The sequence below is a fragment of the Vampirovibrionales bacterium genome (assembly GCA_016712355.1).
Lineage (GTDB): Bacteria > Cyanobacteriota > Vampirovibrionia > Vampirovibrionales > Vampirovibrionaceae > JADJRF01.
Genome location: JADJRF010000005.1, coordinates 151,452 through 174,085, shown reverse-complemented (window position 1 = coordinate 174,085; position 22,634 = coordinate 151,452). Strand labels below are relative to the sequence as shown.

The following is a 22,634-nucleotide window of genomic DNA, read 5'->3' as shown; positions in this document are numbered from 1 at the left end:
GCATCACTTAACAATTCCAGTTGAGTGACGGACAAATCACTCTTTCGTTAAGCCAAGTTGGTGAAACGGGCGTGGTTTGGCACGAAGAAGATGAAACTCTGGTCTCCCGACCATCAGGTCGCAGGAGTGCCGGGGCTTTGCTTGATAGTGTGCGTTTTTTCTGGTGCGTTTGCCTTGCTTGATAAAAGCGATAGTGTCAGGAGAGACGTTGTCCGCCAAGGCGGCGAGAGTCCCTTGATTGTCCTCGGCCTATATGCGGTCGGACCAACATGTTTATAGTCGTAATTCGTTAATCTGTGTGTTGAAAGAAAAGGAACCCCTCAAGATGAACAAGAAGCTCCTCACCCTGGCGCTGTCCATCTCGTTGGTGGGTACCGTTGCAATGGGCAATTCGTTTGCCCAGCAAATCGGCAACCCCAACAGCGACAACTCCAGCAGCGATAACTCCCTCAGCGACGTCGGTAACAACAACAACGCTGACAACTCGACCAACGTCGATGTCCAAGCCAGCGACCTGTTGAACGACAAATCGCAGAACGATTCGCAAAACAACAACCAAGCCGATTCCCAAAACGACAATTCGCTGGATAACGTTGGCAACAACAACAGCGACAACTCCACGGAAACCGAGCTTGACGTTGACGCCAGCGACATCGGCAACGACAAATCGCAAAACGATTCGCAAAACAACAACCAAGCCGATTCCCAGAACGACAATTCGCTGGATAACGTTGGCAACAACAACAGCGACAACTCCACCAACACGGAAGTTGACGTTCAAGCCAGCGACATCGGCAACGACAAATCGCAAAACGATTCGCAAAACGACAACTCGCTGGACAACGTTGGCAACAACAACAGCGACAACTCCACCAAAACGAAAGTTGACGTTGACGCCAGCGATATCGGCAACGACAAATCGCAAAACGATTCGCAAAACGACAACTCGACTACGACGACCACGACCCAATCCGACTTCCAAAACGACAAGTCGACCAATGACAGCAACAACAGCCTGGATGTTCAGGCCAGCGACATTGGCAACGATAAATCCAACAACCAGTCGGATTTCCAAAACGACAAGTCGACCAACCTGTCGGATATCGGCAACGACAAATCGCAAAACGATTCGCAAAACGACAACTCGACCAACGTCGATGTTCAAGCCAGCGACATCGCCAACGATAAGTCGGTGAACGATAGCTACAACAGCGACTTCGGCAACGACAAATCCAACAACCAATCCGACTTCCAGAACGACAAATCGGTTGCCAGCCACAACTCGCTGACCGACGTCGGTAATGACAAGTCGCAAAACGCCGACCAGAGCTTCAACACTCTGACCGACGTGGGCAACGATAAGTCTGTCAATGCCAGCTACAACACGCTGAGCGACATGCTGAACGACAAATCTGTCAACGACAGCTACAACGACTTCAGCACGACGCAAAGCGGCTTCATCAACGTCGATGACGGCGCTTCCAGCGTTATCAACGGCAACGTGGCCACCGATCACTCCAACATCCTCGATGGCGACGTGACCTTCAACGGCGGCGGCGTCCCCGGTAACGGCGTGGTCAACACCGGCACGGTGTCCGACTCCGTTCTGGGTCAGTCGAGCCTGCAAGCGGTTGACACCGGCGTTGCCATCAACGGCGCGTCTTCGGGCAACCTCTCCAACAGCTCGAACATCAACGCCTCGGGCAGCACGACGATCATCGGCGGCAGCTACAACCCCGCCCCGTAGTCGTCTACTCAATCCCGAAACCCTTTTCCCGGATCCCCACCTTCACCGGTGAGGGATCCGGGATTCCCCCTAGCCTTATTCCGTTCACCCGCAACGCGCGGACGTCCTTTTTCAGTCTTGTCGATGTTTATGTAAGAGAGCGCAACTACTCATGATGAAGAAGATGCACACATCGCCTTTTGACCGCCGTTTTCTCGCCAGTCTGGTCGCCTTATTGATGGCCGCCGCCAGCTGCGGAACAATCGCTTACGCCGATGGCGAAGCCACGACCACATCGACGCCAGGCTCGACGACCGTGAACACGGGGATCACCAATGGCAGTATTCTCGGCTCTAATAACTTGCAGGCCACTCAAACCGGCGTAGCTCTTAACGGCGCAAACAACGGCAACCTGAGCAATAACGCCAACTATAACGTTGGCGGCAGTAACACGCTTAATTCTAATCCTGTGCTGTACTCGCCTAACACCTCGGGCGGCGGCTCCGGCGGTAACTCAGCGCTGGTGTTGCCTCGTAACCCCTTGGCCCTGCCTAATGCGAATCTGGGACGCTCGAACTTCGGCCTTCAGTTTGGCGTGCAGAATAACCCCGGCATGGCCGCCCTGACCGGTAGCCAAAATGCCTTGGGATGGTTCTTGCAAGGCGGCGTGACGATTCCTTTTGGTAAGATTCCAGATGTACTGGCCAACGCCAATACGACCCAACTCGACGCCCGTCGCGAGCGCGCCCGTGAAAGCGATCGCCGCGTATTCGGCGACCTCTTGCCCCAAGGCCGCGTGCAGGCCGTTAAAACCTCGGTGGAAGGGCAAATCGTCCCTCAGCGGCTGAATGCGTATAACTTCAGCACGCTACCAGCGGGTAAAATTGATCTTGGCTCCTCTTCTATCTCCTCCCTGTCTGGGACGCCTGCCGTCGCAGCGCCGCAGCCTAAGCTCCTGGCGCTGGAACCCGGCGATGTGTTCGCCCGTCCGATGGACGCCGGAGACAAGATTGGCGTAGTGGAAGTGGGTCGTGAATATCCCTATTTGGGCCACCTTACCAACGAAAAATTGGGCGCTGGCTGGGTGAAGCTGCTGATGCCCAACGGGCAGGAAGGCTGGACGCGTACGCCGTTTGAATATCTGAAGTTCGATTACACGCAAATTGATAAACTGGCCGTCGAGACGACAGGCCATCGCAAAACGGCGTCCTCCAAATAGTTTCTATGGTCCTACACCATTTCCTCCTGATAATTTTGCTTTTGATCCTGTCGCTTGCGCATCCCTATGCGCAAGCGGCTTGGTCTTTTTCGTTTACCGCTCCTGATCAAGGCGCTGCGGCCTTGGGCTTTAAGGATCTGCGTTGGGGCGGCTCGTCGATGGCTGACGTCAAGCGCATTATCGGCATGCCGGATGAAGTTCTTAGCGGCGAGCAAATGTATCCGGTGATTAATAACTTTGTCTACTACGACGAAGGCGGATCCGGGGCATCGACGATCTTCGTTTTTGAGAACGGTCTGTTGGTGGGACTTCATTACCGTTCGGCCGAAAATCAGCTGGTGGATATTACCTATTTTTTACAGAATAATGGGGACTACGCAATGAATAATCCGCTGCGGGCGGGTTATATGGGTTACTTCCCCGATTTTGGATTCTATCAGATGCCCTATGGCAGACGCTTCTAGGCAATATCGCTCCCCTGCTACTTGCAGAACCCTGTTAGCATTCATTCTGGCCGGGACGCTGGCCTTTGTGAGCGTGCCGATATGGGCGCTTGAGACGGATGCCGGGGTTGAGATTGTCGAGCATACGCGTGCGGCGCAAGGCTATATGCAAGCGCGCCAATGGGATTTCGCCGCGCTCGAATGGCGTAAGGCTTTGGCGCTCAATCCTAAAAGTATTGTCGCCATTACAGGCCTGGCTGACGCTATGAAGCAGGCGGGCTTTATCGATGACGCCATTGCTGCACTGTCGGCGGCGCGCACCTCGATTCAGGATGTAACGCTTGATCTGGCCCTTGCTGACGCCTACATGGCTAAGCCTGACGCACGGGCCGCTGGGCAACTGTATCGCGACGTCCTCAAGGGATATCGCTTTAACCTGAGGGCGTTTGAGGGACTTGCCAAAGTTGCGGCGACCCTGCCGGAAGATGAGCGCAAGGCTGTTGAGCAGGCACTGGCTAAACGCGCTGGCGAAGCGCGCTTGAAAGGCAAAGCGGCGCTAAATGCCCAGGCCTACCAAAATGCGGTTCGTTACTATGAAGTGGCCGCTATGCGCGATGCTGACTTGAAAACGCGTAATGATTTTGCGCTTGCCCTCTTGCTGGCTGGGCAAAACGGGCGCGCGCGCGAAGTGTTTGAGTCGCTGAAAACAGGCCGTGACCCGAGCTGGCTCGTTTATTCCAATGCCGCTATCGTTAATTTGAGCTTGGGTAAGGCGTATTTGGCGCAGCGCGATATGGAAACGGCCATTGGTCTTTGCGTCGATCCGCTTAAGAAGGCCGAACTCTACAACAATCTGGGCTTTGTTTATGAAAACGCTCTAAAGGCGACCGAAGCGAAGTTTGCCTATATGCGCGCGCTCGAACTCAATCCCAAGCTGACGCGCGCAAAACTGAATCTGGTTTATGCCCATCAAAAGCTGATGGAGTATGAGGATGCCATCGCCTTATGCCGATCCCTCACGCGTCAGGAACGGCGTAATGCGGTTTTCTGGAATGAGCTGGGTTACGCCTATGAACTGGCGCATGACAATCGTCAGGCCTTAGCCGCTTATCAGCGCGCCACGCAGCTTAATCCCAATCTGGAAAAGGCTTACCTTAACTTGGGCATGTTGTATAAGAAAATGCAAAAGCCCAAGCTCGCCAGTCGCACGTTTCAGCGGATGATGGGCGTCAAGTTTTCGCAGATTGAGCAAGCCAAGGGCGATGCCGCCAAGGCTGCGCCGTCTGCCCCTGCTAATCGCCGCTCCAGCGTGATGGATTTCGTGAGTCTGTACTTTTTGGGCTGAGGCTCAGGTGATGCTTTTTACCGGTGTGTTCGTCAATGCGTTTTCTCTCGTTCGCCTTTGCAACGCGCGCGCCGCGAGGTCTGGGCTGCTAATGGGGGCTGCCATCTTCGTTTTACTGATGGCGCCGTCGATGGCGGAAGACGCTGGCGATCTTGAGCGCAGTCTGGAAACGCTTGAATTACAAAATCTAGGCCGCTCGACTCCACAAGCGCCCTTAGGCGATCGGCTCAACGCGTTGGAAGTCAAATTGGGCCAGGCTCCCAAGCCCGGCGGCTCGGTGGATTATCGTGTGGCGCAGTTGTATGCGGCGCATCAGGCTCAGGTAAGCGATCAGGCAAAGCGCCTGGCCGTACAAGCCTATAATCGAGGCGTTGACGCCGAGGCGGCGCGGCGTACAGATGAAGCGATTACTGCGTATCGTGAGGCCCTGCGCTATAATCCCGGGCTGATTCAAGCGGCTAACAATCTGGGCGGCGCGCTGGAAGCCAAAAAGGAGTACGAGGCGGCTCTGGCAGTGTACAGACAAGCCATCGCATGGTCGCCAGCCGAACCCCTGCTCTACCGTAATCTGGGTGTCGCGTGCGAAAACGTGGGGCGTGTAGAAGAAGCCCTCAAAGCATACGAAACCTATCTTAAACTCTCGCCTAATCCCGATCCGCCAATTCGCGCCATTGTCGATAACTACCGCAAAAATCGAGCTCTGGGCCTTGCCAGCGCCGACTATTATACGGCGCTGGACGTGCGCGATGAGGGCCGTCATGTGTTTTGGGGAAAGCCCGGCGAGCCCGTCCGTTTTTATGTGGAAATCACGGCGCCGCAACTGGCGCAGTTCGTTCCCCTGATTCATGAAGGGATGCGCAGTTGGGAGCAGGCTACTAGCGGGCGCATTCGCTTTGCGGAAGTCGGCGACCCGATGCAGGCAAATCTCATTGTGCGGATGATTCGCGGCCCCATGGCGCATCCCACTATGGAAGTAGGTCATACGGAGTTTACCGTCAACTCGCGTCCATGGGAGCGTGAAGAGCGCTCGCGGACGGTCACGATTACGCTCAAGCTGGGTGATGCGCATGACGACGCCTTGCCTTGGGCGGATCGACAGGAAAGCGCTCGGCGCTTCGCCCTGCACGAGTTGGGCCATGCGATTGGCCTCTGGGGACACAGTCCTGATCCGGGTGACGTCATGTATACCCATCCCATTGTTTCTCAATTGTCGGCCCGCGATATCGCGACCATTCGCAAGGTGTATGCCTTGCCCGCCGGTAAAGCTTCAGGAGAACCGTTTCAATGAGCGTTATAGCTGTTCCGATGTCACTGTGTGGCATGAGTCGTCCGGTATTTTCTTCGGCGCGTCGGCCCGCGTTCGGACGTCTCGACCTTGCGTCGCGTGGGGCAGAACAGACTTCCCAAGCCTTGACGCCACAGCAGGAAAAGAGTCGACGTCGAGTACGCGCGCTGGCGGAGTCCGTACATGCGCTCGTTCGGCTAGGCGCTGTTGCGGTATTTTTGGTGTTTGCGCCGATGTCTCTTCTGTCGTCAAACGGTAAAAGCCAGCCTCCACACGTTCAGAGGTCGTCGGTTCCGACTCGCCCTCCTGCCTCATCTAAGGGCTTCTCGCCGTCTGCACCGCGCTCTGAAAATCCATCTCCCAATAAAAAAACGCCGCGTTTGGATATCGTTTGATAGGAGCCTCGATCTGCTGGCGCTCACTCGCCGCCCTAAGAACGAATGGTATTCCTGACCCGAGCGCTCCCAACAGGGTAAAATAGGCATCAGCGACGCCCTGTCGGTTGTTCAACTAATGAAAAGGGCTTCTTAAGAAACTTGGCCGAGAGCCGGGCAAACCCGAACACAGGATATTGTCATGATTTTTTCAACTCGCTTTTTGCTCTCTTGCCTGTTGGCGGCTGTTTGCGTTCTTCTTTTTGCGGCAACGCCGACGCGAGCCATGACGCGTCTGGACGCAGCGGGTGTCAGTAAGGCCTTGCGTTACGGCATGAGTCAAAGCGGCATGGGGTTGATGTCATTATTGGGCGGCAACTGGCTGGAGGCAGCCGATGGAACCCTGCTGAATATCTACACGCCATACATGCTCCTGGCCGCCAAGGCCGCGCGAGGTGGGTACCCCAATAATCCAGGCGAGGATGATGTCCGGCATGCCAGAAAACGGTATGCGGGACTGATTTCAAGCATTCAGAGCGTACGCGATCCTGTGACTGTCAAGTTTTCCGTTGCGTTGACCGGCGAGAGCGCCGGTTTCGCTTCTGGGTTAAAGGCGCGCATTGAAGGGGCAGGCCGTGGACGCGCCTTTCAACTGCGCCCGACGCGTCAGATTCAGCAGAAAACTGCAGTGGCGGTCCCCAACGTCAAAATTCGACCATTTGAAGCCATTAATGCCTACTATTTCTCGTTTGAAGACTTGATGAACATGGACGAGTTTCGGCTGATTCTCGAAGACCCGCGCGCGCCGCAGAGTGAGCCCATCGTGTTTCGCGTGCGGACGGATCGCATAGAATAACTGTCGCCGACGCTTTTGATACAATAACCGTCAACGGATAGCGTCAGAGAGTCGCGCGTATGCGGCGCGACACGGCAGATGGATATTATTTTTTCCATTATTATTCCTACCTGCAACCGGCCTGAGCAGTTGCTGGGGCTCTTGGCGCGCCTGCGCGAACAGCGCGACGCCCCGCCCTTTGAGGTGATAGTGGTCGACGATAGTTCGCCTCATGATCTCAAGCCGCGTATCGAATCTTTGCCGCCGGGCTCGCCACCGATCGCGTATCTCGCCTGTACGCAGGAAGGCCCTGGAGAGGCGCGAAACCTTGGCGCTGGGGTGGCGCGTGGCGAGTATCTTGTTTTTCTGGATGATGACTGCGCTGTCAGCCCCGACTGGCTCTCAGAACTTGCCGCCGTGGTCGCTCGATCGACCGCCGACATCTATTATGGGCCAATTCAATCTAAATTACCCGCGATTGAGCCTTTCCTGCATACGGTGGTTATGGAAGACGATCCGTATCGCAGTACCCAAGCGGCTTTTCGTAAGACGTTATTTCATGAGTTGGGCGGTTTTGACCCCAAGCTGTCCCATTGGTCAGAAGGTTGGGATCTCGTGAGCCGAGCGCGGCGACATGGCGCGCAGGTTCAATATCTGCCTGGGTGGGCTTGTTGGCACCAAGCCTTGCGAGTCTCGCCAAAATATGGGCAGTTGGGTCGCTTCTGGCAAACCATGACGCGGATGCGATATCTGTTGTGTCAGCATCCAGAGTCCGCCGACGCTTATCAGCATCTGGCAGGGTATTGTCGCTTGGGTTTCTGGCAAACGATACTGCGCGCGGCCGCGTTTCCGCTGGCGTTGGCCGTCATGTCGCCGATTCGTGCTTTGCTGGCCTTTTTGTTGCTGAATCTGATTTTTGACGCGTTACGCCTGGCTCGCATCCAGGCCCGTCTTTTGCGCTGGAAAATTACGTTAAGCGTATCCGAGGCGGTGTCATATCTGCTTTTGAACTGGAGCGCCGATCTGGAAAAGGCGATTTTGCGCGTGGCATTGCTTGTTTGCCGATTGCGCCAAATGGTCGGCGCGCGCTCAGACGACGCTTGGGCGCCGCAGACGGCTGAGCGTTAAGATAGATAGAAGAATAGACCACATGCGCATTTAAAAATAACGCGGGAAGCCTTTCAGCGTCCCGCGTTAAGAGTCTTGAAAGCCTTTTTAAGCGGCTCTTTCGCTTAATTGCGGCGACTGCCAACCAGACGAAAAACCCAATAGGCGAGCTGAATCAGCGAGTAGAGGGCGACTGCCACGTAAGTAAAGGCAGCGGCGGTCAGCACTTTTTTGGCGCCGGGCAATTCGTCAGTGGTAACGTAGCGGCCATCCGACAGAATCTTGATGGCCCGCATGCTGGCGTTGATTTCCACTGGCAAAGTCACAATATGAAAGGCGACCGAGGCCGAGAATAACAGAACGCCCAGCCAGGCAAGTCCCCACGCCCAGCCTGGCATCGCGTGGCTCACGGCGCCCATGCCGAGTGAAACCATCAATAACAAAGGCCCTAATTGGCTGCCCAGATTCACGACAGGGACCATGGCTGCGCGTAAGACAACCGGGTAGTAACCGGTCGCGTGTTGTAGCGCATGACCGACTTCGTGGGCCGCGATGGCTACGCCTGCGATGGATCTGCCATGATAGTTATCCGTTGACAGCCGTACGGCGTGCGCGCCCGGATCGTAGTGATCGCTGAGCTGGCCCGCGACTTCTTCCACGATTACGTTCGTTACGCCGTTCTCGCGCAAAATGCGCTCGGCGACCTGTGCGCCAGTTTCGCCCCGGCTGGCGGGAACCTGTGAGTAACGATTGTAGGCGCTCTTCACCCAAATCTGAGGGAGAAACGTCAGGGCCAATCCGACGAGCATAATCAGCATGTAACCGGGGTCGTGGAAAAACATGGCGTCGTCCAATCTCCTCTAAGTGTTGTCGAAAAGTAAGCGGTGACGATGGCGCTATTGTACCGAATGCGCGCCCGAATGACATACCCCCCAGTCGTGCGCCTAAAGGCGGTTCTCTCTCGGAACACCATACCTGAGAATCCGCCGCCGCTTGGGCTAGCGTCTGCAGCGATGACCTGGACTACCCAAAAGAAAAACTCCTCAGGTAGGATTCGAACCTACAACCCTGCGGTTAACAGCCGCATGCTCTACCGTTGAGCTACTGAGGAATAGAGCGTCACCCACAGGGGGCTACAAAAATGTGTTACCGAGTATAGAGCAGTCGCTTGGCAAAAGTAAACCCATTATGCGTAAAACCCTTCAAACAACCGGGCGTATATGGCGCGTTCGCGTCGAGAGTCGCTTGACCCCTTGGCGAGAGGGGGCTACAATACCTCTCAAATATTTGAGAATCTTTCTCATTAATGATGTTGCGATCTTTGAGTCGCACCCCATTTCCCATACAGGACATTCTGATGACGCGCCTGAATTTATATCAGGGGCGTCTTTTTCTGTCGCGGGGAGTCTCGCGGTGCGTACGTCTGAACGTCTGAGGACACGAACTTACGTCGGCTGGATGATATAAAGTTTCCTGCGGTTTGGTCGAAGGCTTCTTTGCCTCTACAAAATTTGCATCGCAGGCCCTTTTTCTGGTGACGGCCATGCGGGCGCCGCCGGCGTTAGGCGGGTTATTATCAAGCCTTGGGGATGTTATGACGCTCAGCGACCACACCCGACATTCGCATGCCGCGTTCGCCGACGGACAACGCCTCGATGAGGAGACTTCCTCGTCGCAAGCCCTTTCTGCCCGGGATTTCCTGAAGCTCGCCAACCGTCATTACAATAGCTATCTGGCGCGAGCCCAGCGCCCGGATCTGGAATCCGCCATTCGGCACTATCGTCGCGCGCTTGAAGCCGAGCCTAATTTGCCTGAAGCTTATGTTCGGCTTGCGTCGGCCTTGTGGGAAAATGGTGATATCAGCCAGGAACAGGCGTTGCATTACGGCGAGCTCGCCCTGACGTATAACCCAAAAAATGCCGAAGCCAAGCTGTTTTTGGGTCATTTTTGCAAGAAAACCGGGCGTACGGAACGCGCACGTCAGTGGTTTCGTGACGCCATCGCCCTCAGGCCCTTGCAATTGCCGAAAGCGCGTCTGGCTTTGGGCAGCCTGTTGATTCATGAAGCCGCGGCCTCTCGTCAGCCGTCGCTGATGCGACTACGGGGTGTGGGCGAGGGACTGGCGCAGTTTATGGCAGGGCTGGCGCTGTTGCCGCTCGATGGCGACGTGCGCGCTCAAATGCGCGACGCGCTGATTCAGGATATCGAAGTTCAGACGCTGCTGGTATGCGGTAGGACGCTGCAAGCCTTCCGTATGGGCCTGTTCTCCTCGTGGGCTTACGAATGGGGTTCACAGCGCTATCCCGGCGAACCCATTTTCTGGACGCTCCTGGGAGGCTATTACGAGTCGGTTCATCACCCGGATGCCGCTATTTATTGTCTGACGCGGGCCGTTGAACTGGCCCCTGAGTCGGCGGATCTCAATAAACGCCTCGGCATGGCCTATGCCCATCGCCAAGACGCCCCGCAGGCGGCCCTGCGACTTGAAAAGGCGCTCGCGCTGGATCCTCAGGACGGCGAGACGCGCGCACAATTGGGGCGCGTTTATATCGAGACTCAAGACTACATGCGGGCGCTTTATTACCTTAAGGAATGCGCCTCGCGGCAACCTAAAAACCCTTACATACACAGTAATATGGCCTATGCGCTGTTCAAACTCAACGATTATGACGGCGCGGTGCAGGAATATCGGCTTGCCATCAGCCATGGCGATGACCCGGTGTGGATGTCAACGGTCGCCCAAACGGTAGGCACGATTTATTATCAGGCGCATCAGGATATTGAGGCTGCCGTAGAAGTATTCGAGTTGGCGCGCGAACTGGACCCCGATAATCTCGATGCCATGCTGATGCTGGCCGAGCTGTATTATGAGCAGGGGAACTTTCAGGGCGCAATGGCGTTATACGCCGAACTGCTGCAGGAAGACCCGAATAATGCCGATTATGAGAACTATATTGGCTATCTGCTGTGGCAGCTCGATCGCAACGATGAAGCCGCTGACGCGTATCGTCGAGCCTTGGCTCTGGCGCCGGAGAATGCCGTGGCCGTTAATAATCTGGGCGTGATTTATCTCGATGAATATTACAATGGGGCAGAAGCCCTCACCCTGTTTACCCGCGCGTTGGCGTTGAAGCCAGATTACACGCTGGCGGCTTTCAATCTGGGACGCGCTCAGGAATTGCTAGGCCAGACGTCCGAGGCGGCGCGCGCTTATAGCCATGCGCTGTCTCTCAATGCGAGCGTTCCAGAGCTGACAGACGCCGAAATTCTCGAGCGGATTGATCAGTTATTTCAAGCGTAAGTGCGCTTTATGCGATCTGTTTTTTAAAGCGGGCGATGCAGAGCGCCAGTAGCCCAGACGATAGCGCAACCAGCGCTAACAACGGCTGCCAGAGTTCCAGCAGGCCAATACCCTTGATTACGACCCCGCGAATGATATCAAGATAATAGGTTAGCGGCAGCGAGTAACTAAACGCCTTAATCACCCACGGCATCGGCTCCAGGGGGAAGACAAAGCCGCTGATGAGCAGGCTGGGCAGCAGCAAAGCCAGCGTTAATTGCACTGCCTGTACCTGTGAGCGGCAGGTGGTGGAAATCAACAGGCCGATGGCGAGCGACGTCACGATAAAGATAATCGACGCCAGAATCAGAAACCAGAAACTACCCGAGATGCTGATATGAAAAAACCACACCATGACGCCCAGTGTCAGCATCATGTCGAGAAGACCAATGACGGCGTAAGGGATCACCTTGCCAATCATCAGATCCGCCACGCGAATAGGCGTCGACATTAATTGCTCCAGCGTGCCGTTTTCACGCTCTCGGACAATCGCGAAACTTGTAAACAGAATCGTCATCATGTGCATAATAATGGCGAGAATGCCCGGAATCAGAAAATAAGACGATTGCAGGTCAGGGTTATACAGAATTTTGGATCGCGGTTGAATCACGGCGGCTGATAGTCCGCCCGACTCGCTGCGCGCAAGACTGCCGCTGACAATCGATTGTGCATTCATAAGTTGGCGCGTGTGTCGCTCAATCACTAGTAGCGCTGAGGCATGAATACTTTTGGCGATGTTGGCGTGAGTACCGTCGACGGTAATATCTACTTGCGCAGGGCCAGATCCGCTCATCAGCCTCGAAGAATAATCCGGCGGGATGGTGACGCCGATGCGGAACTTGCCTTGGCGAATCTTGCGGTTCAATGCGTCTTCTGAGCTGACGTAGTTCGCATCATCAATCTCAAAATAAGGGCTGTTGTTGAATGCTTTGAGCAATTCAAATGAACCGTTGCGCTTGTCGTAATTACAGACGACCATGGGCACGTGCCGGAGCTCTTTCGAGATGGCCAGCCCTGTTACCAGCAATTGCATAATGGGCAGCGTAATAATAAAGGCGACCAGATAGGGGTCGCGCATAAGCTGAATCAGTTCTTTGCGAAACACTGAGCGAATGCCAGCCAGCGTGATTCGCGAACGCGCGCGCGTTGTCATCCTTCCAGCCCCTCCCATCCGACCTTGACGGTACTGGCGCGATTGCGGCGCATGTCTTCGTCATAGCGGACGTTGGCCTGGGTCAGCGTCACGAAGACGTCTTCCAGCGACGGTTCAATGGCGCGAATATGGCGAACATCCACGGAACGGGCGCGCAAGTCACGCTGGAGACGCTCAATGTCCATATCGGCAGGCGTTGTGACGTGCAAGGCCTGGCCAAAAATGGTCACTTCATGAACATAATCGAGCGCTTTGACCAGATTAAACGAACCCACCAGTGGACGGCAAACGACTTCAAAACGTTGATTGCCCTGACCCACTACTTCGCGCACTTGTTTGAGTTCATCAGGCCCGCCGCTGACGATTAAGCGGGAGTTATAGATATAGCCGACGCTGCTGCAGCGCTCGGCTTCATCCATGTAATGGGTGGTCACAAAGAGTGTCACGCCCGAACTCGCCAATGAAAAGAGCAGGTCCCAGAGCTCGCGCCGCGCGACAGGATCCATTGATGCAGTGGGCTCGTCCAGAAAAATGATATCGGGCTCGTGGACTAGAGCGCAGCAGAGCGCAAGACGCTGCTTCCAGCCACCGGAGAGCTGTTTGCCCAGATATTTTCGGTAAGCGCCGATGCCTACCAGTTCAATCACTGCGCGTTTGCGGGCCGCTCCGGCGCGTCCGACGACGCCATATAGCTGGCCGTAGAAATCCAGGTTTTCTTCGACGGTCAGATCTTCATACAGGCTAAACCGTTGCGGCATATAACCGATGCGTGCGCGTACCTGCTCGGGGTCCTGGTCCACGTCAATGCCCGCCACTTCGGCGCGCCCGGAACTCGGCGCGAGCAAACCGCAAAGCATCTTAATGGTGGTGGACTTGCCCGATCCATTGGGGCCGAGAAACCCAAAAATTTCGCCGCGCGCTATCGACAGGTTTAACCGATTGACGGCGACCTTCTCACCAAAGCGGCGGATTAAGTCCTCGGTTATAATCGCCGGCGGCGGCGGGGTGAGGGCGCTCATAGCGCAAGCGGCCTTCTGGGCACGGCTAACGCGTCGCCGTGAGTTTGATTTTAACTTTCATGCCGGGGTATAGGGACCATTGTCCGCTGCGGTCCATCGCATTAAGGCGGACCTTGACCCGAAAGGCGGACTGTTCGCCGCTGTTACTTTGCTCGCCGGATGGGACAAAGGCGCTTTGAGGATTCACGTAGGCGATTGCGCCATCGAATTTTGTACGCTTATCGTAGGCGGAGGTGATGGCAACGATGCGTTGACCGGCGCGTGCCATATACAGCTTGTTTTCCGGTACATAGATATCTGACCACAAGTCAGTGTAATCAATAATTGATACAACCGGCACACCCGGCAGGGCCAGATCACCCGGCGCTCGATCCAGAATCGTGACCTGTCCGCTAATTTTGGCGTGCATTTCCATCTCGGAAAGCTGTGCTTTTAATGCGGCTAACTGGCTTTTGGCCTGATCGACCGTAGAGAGCGCAATGGTCAGTTCTTCCCTGTTGGCGCCCTTGAGCAATTTTTGATAATTGGCGCGGGAGGCGTCGACGCGCGCGCGCGCAATATTAAGCTGATCGCGTCGTGCGCCGCCGCTGGCCTGTTGATACCCCTGTCGAGCGGCTTTGACGGCGCTATTAGCGGCTTCGAACTGGGCGCTGATCTCGTTGAATTTCTGCTGTGAAATAATGCCCTCGCTAAGCATTTGTGGCGCGTTCTGTTTGGCGGCAAGCGCTTTGTCATAATCCACCTGAGCGGCCTGGAGCGCAGCTTGAGCCTTGGCGCTTTCGATGCCGCCGGTTTTAGAAATCAACGACAGATTGTCTTCTGATTGCTGTACTTGCGAATAGGCTTGGCGGATATCGGTGGCGTCTGCGCCTTGGCTAATCATTTGCGCGCGGGCTTGCGTCTGTGTGAGATCTGCTTGCGCCTGCGCGATCTTGGCGAGTAATTCCGAGTTGTCAAATGTCAGCAGCGTTTGGCCCTTGGTGACGCGATCTCCTTCGCGTACCAGAACGGTCTTGATACGTCCGCCAAAGCGCGAGGCGTCTTTCATCTCGCGCGCCTGCACGAGTCCTGTTACCGTGAGGCTTTCTTTTTCGGGAAGAATAACCAGCGCCCCGACCAGCGCAATGCAAGCGATTGCGAGCAAGACGAGCGAGAAGATAAGTTTCATCGGCGTGACGCGACTCCGCCCAACAAATGCAAGGGGCTTATCATATCAGAAATACCCAATAAACGGCATTAGGGGCCGCTCGTCGCCCGAATCCCGCAGACCGGCGAGTATGGACAGTGGCGGTCTGGACAAGACGGCGGTAAGGGGAATGCGCGCGCATCAGTCATGGCTTGCGCCGTGTCGCGCAACAGGCATCGCGCCGCCTCATGGGCGTCCTGGTCATAGGGGATCTCCATCACGCGAATACGATCTTTTACTTCGACGTAGAGAAAGCCTATTTCTTCGGGCCTAAAAGAGGCGTCAAGTCCTAACTCTCGCTTGGCTTCGCAGACGGCGTATCGATAGGCAATGGTCTGCCAGTCGGCGTGTGGCTCGCGAGGGGCGGCTGTGCCCGTTTTCCAGTCAATAACCCAGATGCGGCCTGTTTGCGGATCTTTCGAAATACGGTCAATGCGGCCCGTTAGCCAGGACCTGGGCGTTGTTGCCAGCGGAGTCAGAAATCCCCATTCACTGGCAATCGCGGGCCATTGGCTGGCGGGATGCGCCATTAACAGACGCCATGCGCGCTGAACACCTGGGCTCGCCGCTGCCACGAGCGCTTCGCAATCAAAACCGCGCGCCTGATAATCCATAAGTTTATGAACATCCTGTCCGAGCGCAAAATTGCGCTGATCAGACGGCCAACGCAAGGCCTGAACCACATCAAGCTCAAACTTGCGCCGACATCGACGCCATGTCTTGAAGTGATTAACGGACCATTGACGCACCGCTCGCGTGGGCAGGGCAATGCGGTCCGTGAGAGACAGATCCGAAAGGGCGCTCATCATACGATCTACTATACCGTTCGGACGACTCGGCGCAAAACGGCTTGCCATGCCGCGCGTCTGTCCGTCATAATACGGGCGAAAGCAGTGTCTAACAGATAAGTTGCGGTATGGATTTGAGGGAAGCTGACATGGCGGTGAGCCGAACGTATCGCGCAGGCGAGAAAATTATTGCCGAAGGCACGTTTGGCCGCGAGACGTTTCGCGTTTCTAAAGGACAGGTTGTCGTCTGCAAGGAAACCGATGAGGCCACCCCTTTTATCCTGAGTGAAGTGACAGAGGGCGAAGTTTTTGGCGAAATGTATATGTTTGATCAGGCCGGATTCCGATCCGCTACTGCCATCGCCAAAACTGATGTTGAATTGTTGATTATTTCCCGAGAAGAAATCGAGAGCGAGCTTGCGCAGACGCCTCAGATTGTTCGCGACATTCTGTATTCGCTGAACAAGCGTTTGGAAACCACGACTGCCGCCTTCTCGGTTTTCAGCGCGACGCGTACCCGCTGGGAAAAGAACATGAAGCGCACGGTGCTGATTCTACTATCTGCACTGGCTATCATGCAGGCTGTTCTGCTGATTAAGACGTTTACGCCGTAGGCGCCTGCAATGACGTTCGCGCCATTTCAAAAACGCGATCGAACATCGGCTCGCTCAGGCGTCCTGTAAACGTATTTTGCTGGCTGGGGTGATACGAAGCAATGAGTCGTCGGCCGCCATCATCATGGAACTGAATCGTAAGCCCATGGCCAAAGGCGGGCTTGGGGACAGGCGCCTGGAGCAATTTCCATGCGGTGTCATAGGCCACGCGTCCTAGCGCGACGATTGTGCGCACCTGGCGCAACGCTGCCCACTCTCGGGCGAGATACGACGCGCAGGCATGAATTTCATCTGGCGAAGGCTTATTTTGTGGCGGCGCGCACCGTATGGCAGCGCTCACCCAACAATCTGTGAGTTTCAGGCCGTCGTCACGATGGGTGGACTCCGCTTGGTTCGCGAAGCCGGCCTTCCATAGCGCGCGATAGAGCCATTCTCCGCTGCGATCGCCCGTAAATATCCGTCCCGTGCGATTAGCGCCGTGCGCGGCTGGAGCCAGGCCAATGATGAGTAGGCGCGCGTGCGGATCGCCAAAGCCGGGCACGGGTTTTCCCCAGTATGTTTGCGTCGCGAACTGGCGACGCTTGTCTTGCGCCACCTGCTCGCGCCACGCTACCAGACGCGGGCATCGCGCGCAGGCGATAATTTCAGAGGTAAGCTGGACGAGCTCAGCTTCTGAAGAAGCGGATTCAGACGCGCTCCTCATAGAGGACTCCCTGTGACAACAGGCTCTTAGAACTGCGATTCTACCCGTTTAAGGGATGGATTGACACCTGTTAGCGGATGCCTTGTAATAAGAAGAGACTGGTGGTTTGTTGCGGGTGTAACTCAGTTGGTAGAGTATCTGCCTTCCAACTATGTTGCCATTAGGCAAGACCCTGAAGGGAAGAAACCTTAAAACCCAGTATTGACAGGAGTTTCCACTAACAAGTCATGATCATTATAGACCCGCTTAAACATTCGTCAAGAGGTGGACTCCTCAGTTTCTCCCCAGTTATCATGGAAGACGTATTCGGATGCGGAGGTAGCTCAATTGGTAGAGCTTCTGCCTTCCAAGCAGAAGGTTGCGGGTTCGAGCCCCGTCCTCCGCTCCATTTCTTTAAAAAGTGAAGTAAAGGCCAACTCCTCACTTTAAAGAAAAAAACAGAGAAAAGCCCCTCACAGAGAGGCTTTTCTGATTTCTGACACTCCTCAGTTTAATCGCAATAGTCTATACGTTGGGTTGGCAACACCCTTGTACATTATGCCTTGCTACCCGAAGGCCATTTAAAACCGCCAGAATCTCGGAAGCTTCGTGATAGATGACGGCCCCAGCAACGCTTAAAAGACCCATCAAGGCCGCTGGAATCATCACTGCCAGCAGGACGAGTGAGAAAACAATATTCTGTGTGCCAATCCGGCGAGATTTTTGGCCAAGGGAGATGGCATAAACCACTTTACTCAGGTCATCCCCCATCAAAGCCGTATCTGCCGCTTCAATAGCTGCATCAGTTCCAGCAGTACCCATTGCTATTCCCACCGTCGCTCTGGCTAGAGCAGGCGCATCGTTAATTCCATCTCCCACCATTGCTACCGGGCCATACTTGCTCTCCAACTCTTCAACGGCTTTGATCTTGTCTTCTGGTTTCAAGTCCGCCCGCACGTCATCAATGCCCAATTGTTTGGCAATAGCCTGAGCAGCCAGGGCGTTGTCACCCGTCAACATGGCAACCTTCACTCCCATCTTGTGAAGCCGTTGGATGACTGCTTGCGATTCCGCCCGAACCTGATCCTGGATACCGATAATCCCGATAATTTTCTCTTGGGTTCCCACCAGAACCACAGTCTTCCCTGCATTTTCCAGGACTTCCACTTGATGATTGGGTTTTAATCCCAATTCTTCAAAGAGCTTGGGCTTACCGATGTAAAACACATCCTGGCCAATTTGCCCGTGAACCCCAGCCCCGGTAAGAGAGCGGAAATTGGTAACATCAACGGCTTCAACAGCCATAGCCTTGGCTTTTTCCACGACGGCTTTGGCCAGCGGATGGGTGGAATATTTTTCCAGACTGTAAGCAATCTGAAGAAGCTGTGCTTCATCACCTTCCAGTACAACCACATCTGATACCTGGGGCTTTCCTTGGGTCAACGTCCCGGTCTTGTCAAAGGCCACGGCTTTTAGCTTGCCCAGATTCTCCAGATGCATACCGCCTTTAATCAAAACGCCATGCTTTCCAGCCACACCAATACCAGTGGCAATGGCAACAGGGGTAGACATAACCAAAGCACAGGGGGCAGCAGCCACTAGCAATACCACGGCTTTAGTAGCCCAGAATTGAAAGGATGCACCTAGCAAGGGGGGAATGATCAACAGCAGAATGGCTACCACTAGAACGGCAGGGGTGTACTTCTGCCCAAAGGCGTCAATGAATAGCTGGGATTTCCCTTTTTGTTCCCTCGCCTCTTCCACCATGTGAACCATCTTGGAAAGCGTATTGTTCTGGTAATCTGTGGTCGCTTGTATTTCCAGAACACCATCATAATTGATGGTTGCCGTAAAGACCTTTGCTCCTGTTTCTTTTTCAACCGGCACAGACTCTCCCGTTACTGGTGATTCGTTGATGCTGGATCGGCCTTGAAGAATAAGACCGTCCGTTGGGATTGATTCGCCCGGTTTGACGATAAATACATCTCCAATCTTCAGACTTTCGGCAGGCACCATGACTTCATTGCCATCTTGCCGAATACGGGCTTCCTTGGGAGCCAAGTCCAGCAGCTTTCGGATCGAAGCGCGTGTTTTGGCAAAGGTATATTCCTCCAAGCCTTCGGCGGCTCCATACAGCACCACTAGAAAGGCCGCTTCATCCCACATATTTAACGCGACTGCTCCGATAGTGGCAGCCATCATCAAAATCTCAATGCCGATTTCCCGGCACTCGAATAACTCCTCAATGCCTTCCCGCGCCCAGTGATAACCTCCCACTAAAATAGCAATGCCAAATAAAACTTTTTCAACAGTAGGGGAGATTGTTTCCGTGTGAGCCAAAGCGTAGGCAATACCAGTTAAAAGCGTTGCTAAAAGGGTATTTCGCAAAACAGGATGGTTAAACCACCGACCTTCAAAGCCTTCTTTACCAGTTACATCATGTCCCATAAACATCCTCTTCCTTTTCGCTGAGCCAACTGTAAATAACGGGTAAAACAACCAACGTCAGTAACGTGGAGGTAATCAATCCCCCAATGACCACTGTAGCCAAGGGCTTTTGTACTTCTGCCCCGGAGCCGGTGGAAAGGGCCATTGGCATAAAGCCCAGGGTGGCTACCAAAGCAGTCATCAACACGGGGCGCAAACGGGTTTCAGTGCCTTCCCGGATCGCCGTCAGCAAGTCTTTTCCTTCGACTCGAAGCTGGTTGATATAAGAAACTAAAACCAGCCCGTTCAGCACAGCGACGCCAAACAGGGCGATGAACCCAATGCAAGCCGGGACATTAAGATACATTCCCCGTACCCAGAGGGCAATGACCCCGCCAATGAGGGCGAAGGGGACATTGAGCATGACCAGTAAGGCATGTTTGTAGGAGGAAAACGTAGCCATCAACAGGAAGAAGATAATCAGGATGGACAAGGGGACTACCAGCATCAGCTTGTTCATCGCCCGTTGCTGGTTCTCAAACTGCCCACCCCATTCAATGTAATATCCTGGCGGGAGCTTGACGGCCTTTTCGATTTTTTCCTGGCCTTCTTTCACGAAAGACCCAATATCTCGTCCCCGGACATTGGATTGGACAATGATTCGCCGTTGGCCAAATTCCCGGTTCACGACTTCCAAACCCTGTCCAATTTCTACCTTTGCAACCTGGGCCAAAGGAATTCTAGGGCCATTGGCTGTTTCAATCAACAGACGTTCAATCGCTTCCGGTTCAATGGAACTGCCTTCAGGGAATTTGACTCGAAGAGTAAACCGCTTTTTCCCATCCAGCACTTCTGACACCGGCGTTCCCAAAATCGCTGTTTCCACCAATATCCGAATATCAGCAATGTTGACCCCATACCGGGCCATCTTCTGACGATCCGGTGTAATCAACAACTGGCCGCTCCCAGACAGTTTTTCAACTTGTAAATCAGCAACGCCTTTAACTGTCCGAACCACTTTTTCAATCTCACTCGCTTTAGCCATCAGGATGTTGATGTCATCGCCAAATAGCTTAACGGCAATATCGGAGCGCACCCCGGAGACCAATTCATCCACCCGCATGGCAATGGGCTGGGTAAAGTTGAAACTGGTTCCCGGTATATTCTGATTGAGCCGCTCCGACAGTTCCTCAACGATATTCTCCTTGGTGCGTCCCCAAGACCACTGATTTTTGGGTTTGAGCATGACATAGACATCGGTTTGATACACACCCATTGGGTCAGTTGCCAAGTCTGGCCGTCCAGTTTTAGAAACAACAGTGACGACTTCCGGTACTTGCTTGACCACTTTCTCAATGCGAGTGCTGACGACCGTTGCTTCATTCAATGAAATGCTGGGGATATTCCGTACTTCAATAATCAAATCCCCTTCATCCAATTCCGGTACAAATTCAGTACCCATAAACGGGAGTGAAGCCATCGTAAGAACAAACAGAATAACCGCAATGCCAACCGTCTTTTGTCGGTTGTTCAAAGCTTTATCCAACAGTTTCAAATAAGGTTCACGAACCGCCTTGATAACAAAGCTTTCTTTTTCCGTCACCTTCCCTTTGAGAAAGAAACTGCACAAAACCGGAACCAGGGTCATTGCCGTGATGAGAGACCCCAACAGAGCGAAGCAGACAGTGAACACCATCGGGGAGAACATCTTGTACTCCATCCCCTCCAGGGCCAGGATGGGCATATAAACCACGGTGATGATTAAAATCCCGAACAGAATAGGTCGGGCCATTTCCTTTAAAGAATCTTGAATAACCTCAAACGTTGACGACTTGGGGTTATCCGGGTGAGAGAGCTTTCGTACCGTGTTTTCCACCATCACGATAGAACCATCCACAATCATCCCGAAGTCGATGGCCCCCAAGCTCATAATGTTGGCGCTGAGGCCCAAGGCTTTCATTCCCATAAACGAAAACATCATGGAAATAGGAATGACGGATGCCACAATCAAAGCTGCCCGAAGATTGCCCAGCATCACCAGCAACACCACGATGACCAGCATGCCGCCCTCTATCAAGTTGGTTTCGACGGTCTTGATGGTTTGCTCTACCAACTGGGTCTGGTCATAAAAAGCGTGAAGATGAATCCCTTCCGGGAGACCCTTCTTGATTTCCGCCATCTTCTCTTTGACTCGTTCAATCACCTCACGGCTGTTTTCTCCCTTGAGCATCATCACAATGCCGGTAACAACTTCTCCCATGCCGTCCTTGGTGACAGCCCCTTGGCGAAGGGCTTTCCCGTATTCCAGCCGGGCCACCTGATTGATAGGGATCGGCGCTTCTCCCTGTTTTTTAATCAGAATATTGCCGATATCTTCCAGGCTATTGATGCGCCCCAAGCCCCGAACAATGTATTGCTCCGAATGGTGTTCAATAATCCCGCCGCTAAAATTATCGTTGTTATTTTTAAGCGCCTCAAATACATCATTCATCGTTAAGCCGAACTGCATCAGCTTTTCCGGGAAGACCGTCACCTGATATTCCTGGGTAAAGCCACCCCAGGTATTGATTTCATTGACACCCGGCACGGTGCGAAGCTGATACTTGATTTCCCAATCATGCAGTGTCTTCAAGTCTGTTGCTGAATAGCCGTGACCTTCCACCACATACTGATAAATTTCACCCATCCCGGTGGTGATTGGCCCCAGTTCCGGGTTGATATTGTCCGGCAAGCGGGACTTGGCGCTTTGCAGTCGTTCGTTTACTAACTGTCTTGCAAAATAAGTATCCACATTGTCTTCAAAGACTACCGTGACGACGGACAGCCCAAACTTGGAAATAGAGCGAACCTCTGCCACTTTTGGGAGACCATTCATAATGGATTCAATAGGAACCGTCACCAATTGTTCCGCTTCAACCGGAGCCATTCCAGGCGCTTCGGTCAGAACCTGAACTTGATTGTTGGTGAGATCGGGAAAGGCATCGATGGGCAGATTTTTAAAGGAAATCACGCCGCCAAGAATGCACAGGAAAAAGACAATGCAGATTAAAAGCCGTTGTTTAATGAGGCTTGAGAGAAAGTTTTCCATCGG

17 protein-coding genes and 2 tRNA genes are annotated in these 22,634 nt (G+C 54.0%); 10 read left to right on the top strand and 9 right to left on the bottom strand.

The features are described from left to right. Positions 1-325: 325 nt before the first annotated feature. The 7 genes from IPK79_02205 (at position 326) to IPK79_02175 (ending at position 8,355) form a co-directional block, all read left to right on the top strand. A complete protein-coding gene (locus tag IPK79_02205; GenBank protein ID MBK8189242.1) occupies positions 326-1,747 on the top strand; it encodes a hypothetical protein in 1,422 nt (473 codons plus the stop codon). A gap of 151 nt (positions 1,748-1,898) precedes the next feature. Further along, positions 1,899-2,945: a hypothetical protein gene (locus tag IPK79_02200; GenBank protein MBK8189241.1), complete on the top strand. Its 1,047-nt coding sequence runs from the start codon at positions 1,899-1,901 to the stop codon at positions 2,943-2,945. A gap of 41 nt (positions 2,946-2,986) precedes the next feature. Continuing rightward, positions 2,987-3,409 carry a hypothetical protein gene (locus tag IPK79_02195; protein MBK8189240.1) on the top strand — a complete coding sequence of 141 codons (423 nt, stop codon included), beginning with the start codon at positions 2,987-2,989 and terminating at the stop codon, positions 3,407-3,409. Further along, on the top strand, positions 3,393-4,733 hold the full coding sequence (locus tag IPK79_02190) for a tetratricopeptide repeat protein (protein MBK8189239.1): 1,341 nt from the start codon (positions 3,393-3,395) through the stop codon (positions 4,731-4,733). The genes IPK79_02195 and IPK79_02190 overlap by 17 nt, the downstream gene beginning before the upstream one ends. Positions 4,734-4,824: 91 nt before the next feature. Beyond that, on the top strand, positions 4,825-6,021 hold the full coding sequence (locus tag IPK79_02185) for a tetratricopeptide repeat protein (GenBank protein ID MBK8189238.1): 1,197 nt from the start codon (positions 4,825-4,827) through the stop codon (positions 6,019-6,021). Positions 6,022-6,594: 573 nt separating this feature from the next. Then, positions 6,595-7,248, top strand: coding sequence for a hypothetical protein (locus tag IPK79_02180; GenBank protein ID MBK8189237.1), 654 nt, complete (start codon positions 6,595-6,597; stop codon positions 7,246-7,248). 78 nt (positions 7,249-7,326) lie between these two features. Next, positions 7,327-8,355, top strand: a complete 1,029-nt coding sequence (locus tag IPK79_02175; GenBank protein ID MBK8189236.1) for a glycosyltransferase family 2 protein — start codon at positions 7,327-7,329, stop codon at positions 8,353-8,355. A gap of 104 nt (positions 8,356-8,459) precedes the next feature. On the opposite strand, the gene IPK79_02170 is transcribed toward IPK79_02175, so the two are convergent. Together IPK79_02170 and IPK79_02165 are read right to left on the bottom strand one after the other, a co-directional pair. Beyond that, positions 8,460-9,176, bottom strand: coding sequence for a zinc metallopeptidase (locus tag IPK79_02170; GenBank protein ID MBK8189235.1), 717 nt, complete (start codon positions 9,174-9,176; stop codon positions 8,460-8,462). Positions 9,177-9,373: 197 nt separating this feature from the next. Further along, positions 9,374-9,445, bottom strand: a tRNA-Asn gene (locus IPK79_02165). Between the two features lie 369 nt (positions 9,446-9,814). Between IPK79_02165 and IPK79_02160 the strand changes: the two genes are divergently transcribed. Further along, positions 9,815-11,635: a tetratricopeptide repeat protein gene (locus tag IPK79_02160; protein MBK8189234.1), complete on the top strand. Its 1,821-nt coding sequence runs from the start codon at positions 9,815-9,817 to the stop codon at positions 11,633-11,635. A gap of 7 nt (positions 11,636-11,642) precedes the next feature. Here the strand turns inward: IPK79_02160 and IPK79_02155 are convergent, their stop codons facing one another. The 4 genes from IPK79_02155 to IPK79_02140 all read right to left on the bottom strand — a co-directional run bounded on the left by IPK79_02155 (position 11,643) and on the right by IPK79_02140 (position 15,841). Next, positions 11,643-12,827 carry an ABC transporter permease gene (locus tag IPK79_02155; GenBank protein MBK8189233.1) on the bottom strand — a complete coding sequence of 395 codons (1,185 nt, stop codon included), beginning with the start codon at positions 12,825-12,827 and terminating at the stop codon, positions 11,643-11,645. Beyond that, on the bottom strand, positions 12,824-13,846 hold the full coding sequence (locus tag IPK79_02150; GenBank protein ID MBK8189232.1) for an ABC transporter ATP-binding protein: 1,023 nt from the start codon (positions 13,844-13,846) through the stop codon (positions 12,824-12,826). Before IPK79_02150 ends, IPK79_02155 begins: the two co-directional genes overlap by 4 nt. 25 nt (positions 13,847-13,871) lie before the next feature. Continuing rightward, positions 13,872-15,014: an efflux RND transporter periplasmic adaptor subunit gene (locus tag IPK79_02145; GenBank protein MBK8189231.1), complete on the bottom strand. Its 1,143-nt coding sequence runs from the start codon at positions 15,012-15,014 to the stop codon at positions 13,872-13,874. Between the two features lie 68 nt (positions 15,015-15,082). Continuing rightward, entirely contained in the window at positions 15,083-15,841 is a 759-nt protein-coding gene (locus IPK79_02140; protein MBK8189230.1) for a PD-(D/E)XK nuclease family protein, read from the bottom strand. A gap of 128 nt (positions 15,842-15,969) precedes the next feature. Between IPK79_02140 and IPK79_02135 the strand changes: the two genes are divergently transcribed. After that, positions 15,970-16,434, top strand: coding sequence for a cyclic nucleotide-binding domain-containing protein (locus tag IPK79_02135; protein ID MBK8189229.1), 465 nt, complete (start codon positions 15,970-15,972; stop codon positions 16,432-16,434). On the opposite strand, the gene IPK79_02130 is transcribed toward IPK79_02135, so the two are convergent. Then, positions 16,424-17,137: a uracil-DNA glycosylase gene (locus tag IPK79_02130; protein MBK8189228.1), complete on the bottom strand. Its 714-nt coding sequence runs from the start codon at positions 17,135-17,137 to the stop codon at positions 16,424-16,426. The genes IPK79_02135 and IPK79_02130 overlap by 11 nt on opposite strands. 312 nt (positions 17,138-17,449) lie before the next feature. On the opposite strand from IPK79_02130, the gene IPK79_02125 reads away from it, so the two are divergent. Further along, positions 17,450-17,525, top strand: a tRNA-Gly gene (locus IPK79_02125). Positions 17,526-17,641: 116 nt separating this feature from the next. On the opposite strand, the gene cadA is transcribed toward IPK79_02125, so the two are convergent. Next, a complete protein-coding gene (cadA, locus tag IPK79_02120) occupies positions 17,642-19,564 on the bottom strand; it encodes a cadmium-translocating P-type ATPase (protein ID MBK8189227.1) in 1,923 nt (640 codons plus the stop codon). Beyond that, positions 19,554-22,631, bottom strand: coding sequence for an efflux RND transporter permease subunit (locus tag IPK79_02115; GenBank protein MBK8189226.1), 3,078 nt, complete (start codon positions 22,629-22,631; stop codon positions 19,554-19,556). Before IPK79_02115 ends, cadA begins: the two co-directional genes overlap by 11 nt. Between the last annotated feature and the right edge of the window lie 3 nt (positions 22,632-22,634).

What these genes read in the sequence shown, in the direction of transcription:
- IPK79_02205 (MBK8189242.1), top strand. Translation starts at nt 326, where the DNA reads ATGAACAAGAAGCTCCTCACCCTGGCGCTGTCCATCTCGTTGGTGGGT.
- IPK79_02200 (MBK8189241.1), top strand. Translation starts at nt 1,899, where the DNA reads ATGATGAAGAAGATGCACACATCGCCTTTTGACCGCCGTTTTCTCGCC.
- IPK79_02190 (MBK8189239.1), top strand. Translation starts at nt 3,393, where the DNA reads ATGGCAGACGCTTCTAGGCAATATCGCTCCCCTGCTACTTGCAGAACC.
- IPK79_02185 (MBK8189238.1), top strand. Translation starts at nt 4,825, where the DNA reads ATGGGGGCTGCCATCTTCGTTTTACTGATGGCGCCGTCGATGGCGGAA.
- IPK79_02180 (MBK8189237.1), top strand. Translation starts at nt 6,595, where the DNA reads ATGATTTTTTCAACTCGCTTTTTGCTCTCTTGCCTGTTGGCGGCTGTT.
- IPK79_02175 (MBK8189236.1), top strand. Translation starts at nt 7,327, where the DNA reads ATGGATATTATTTTTTCCATTATTATTCCTACCTGCAACCGGCCTGAG.
- IPK79_02170 (MBK8189235.1), bottom strand. Translation starts at nt 9,176, where the DNA reads ATGTTTTTCCACGACCCCGGTTACATGCTGATTATGCTCGTCGGATTG.
- IPK79_02155 (MBK8189233.1), bottom strand. Translation starts at nt 12,827, where the DNA reads ATGACAACGCGCGCGCGTTCGCGAATCACGCTGGCTGGCATTCGCTCA.
- IPK79_02150 (MBK8189232.1), bottom strand. Translation starts at nt 13,846, where the DNA reads ATGAGCGCCCTCACCCCGCCGCCGCCGGCGATTATAACCGAGGACTTA.
- IPK79_02145 (MBK8189231.1), bottom strand. Translation starts at nt 15,014, where the DNA reads ATGAAACTTATCTTCTCGCTCGTCTTGCTCGCAATCGCTTGCATTGCG.
- IPK79_02140 (MBK8189230.1), bottom strand. Translation starts at nt 15,841, where the DNA reads ATGATGAGCGCCCTTTCGGATCTGTCTCTCACGGACCGCATTGCCCTG.
- IPK79_02135 (MBK8189229.1), top strand. Translation starts at nt 15,970, where the DNA reads ATGGCGGTGAGCCGAACGTATCGCGCAGGCGAGAAAATTATTGCCGAA.
- IPK79_02130 (MBK8189228.1), bottom strand. Translation starts at nt 17,137, where the DNA reads ATGAGGAGCGCGTCTGAATCCGCTTCTTCAGAAGCTGAGCTCGTCCAG.
- cadA (MBK8189227.1), bottom strand. Translation starts at nt 19,564, where the DNA reads ATGGGACATGATGTAACTGGTAAAGAAGGCTTTGAAGGTCGGTGGTTT.
- IPK79_02115 (MBK8189226.1), bottom strand. Translation starts at nt 22,631, where the DNA reads ATGGAAAACTTTCTCTCAAGCCTCATTAAACAACGGCTTTTAATCTGC.